1 protein-coding gene and 1 pseudogene are annotated in these 1,436 nt (G+C 50.0%); both read left to right on the top strand.

The window, feature by feature from the left end:
- Positions 1-182: pseudogene (locus NTD89_RS07445) on the top strand (type VI secretion system tube protein Hcp); the annotation flags it as partial.
- A complete protein-coding gene (locus NTD89_RS07440) occupies positions 179-910 on the top strand; it encodes a DUF4225 domain-containing protein (RefSeq protein ID WP_262206919.1) in 732 nt (243 codons plus the stop codon). The pseudogene NTD89_RS07445 and the gene NTD89_RS07440, both read left to right, overlap by 4 nt.
- The last annotated feature ends 526 nt before the right edge of the window (positions 911-1,436 follow it).

The following is a 1,436-nucleotide window of genomic DNA, read 5'->3' as shown; positions in this document are numbered from 1 at the left end:
AGTTTTACTCAATCTCCATTGAAGGCGGTGTTATCACAGACCTGACGCTGGATATGCCGCATGTCATTTTACAAAACGATGCCGAACCACAGGAACATCTAGCGATTCGTTATCGGAGCATCACGTGGGCTCACCACCTTGCTGGCACAACAGGCTATAGCGCTTGGGGAGGCGATGAGTGAAACCCTTGACGGACAGAGTGGATGGCGACAGGTTCGGTAGTTGCGATTTTTGGCAGGTCAGTCGTGCTGGGAGCATTCTGGCTAACCAGGCGTGTACCGTAAGCGCACGGCATATCAAAGATGGAGTTCTGCGACTGCAGTTCAACCGTGAGGTAGCGTTTTTCGCGAGAAGCATCGTCCGCGATGTGGAGCAGGGTAAAAAGTCCTCAGTGCAGGGTATGAGGGAGCTGGAAAGCGAACAAAAAAGCCTGCTTGAGCAAGCACGGGATGTCGCACAAGAAGGTGTCGGGGTGATTGCCGGTGCACTGCAGTTCGCGACAGGGGCAGGCATTTGCTACGTGTCCTTCGGCACGCTATGCCTAGTCGCTGGAGCACCGCTGATCGCGCACGGAGCCAACAACGTCTATGAGGGGGGACGAAATTTGTGGGAGGGCCGCTCGGACACTCAAGGGCCGTTACGCAAGGGATACCATGAAGTTGCCAAAGCAATGGGCGGTGGTGAGTTTGAAGGAAATATGGCGTACGGAGGCGCAGATTTATTGATGTCAGCATATGGAGCAGGTCGATTGGTATTGAAGCCTGACTCCTGGCGTCTGTTTCGTTATGTTCGAACCGATTACCAGCGTGGATACGTCGACGCAAGTAAAGCCGCCTTGGTACTCGATGCTGCAGCTGATATAAGCACCATAAATGTCTTATATAAAGAGTATAAAGAAAATGGGCGCTGACCAGATTCTTATCACTACCATTTATTTTTTTATTTCTCTTTTAGGATTTTTATTTTGGCGTTCAATCAGTAAGCATTATTCTGGTGATAACTTTACTGTTAAGTCGTTTTGGATATGCCTTGTTGGTGTTTTACTGTGGGGGGCAACTCAGTCTAGTGTGGCGCACCACGGCTCGTTATTATTTTTTTCTTCACCCTTGGAATTTCTGGAGCATAACGATTTGGTTCGATGGATTGCTTTCATTAGTTGGCTTCTTCAGGGGATATGTATTCCTAGCAAAACAATGCGCAACCCTTAGCTTGCATGCGTTCTGATCCAGCTTGTCTGAGCGACTGAGAAGGATTCGAGCCTATTGCCCGCAGCTATTCGCATCGAAACAACCCTTGCCAACAAGACCCGGACAACATCCACTCACCGGTGATCATGCACCTCGCTTAATTGAACGAGAACACCCAGGCGCTAGTGGAAGCTGTGTTGGAGCGCAATTCCCCGACAGGTACACCCACCCAATAATCCGCTACCTCAG

Origin of the sequence: Pseudomonas sp. 14P_5.3_Bac1 (genome assembly GCF_025466135.1) — a bacterium.
Lineage (GTDB): Bacteria > Pseudomonadota > Gammaproteobacteria > Pseudomonadales > Pseudomonadaceae > Aquipseudomonas.
This window is presented reverse-complemented; position numbering and strand designations above follow the sequence as displayed.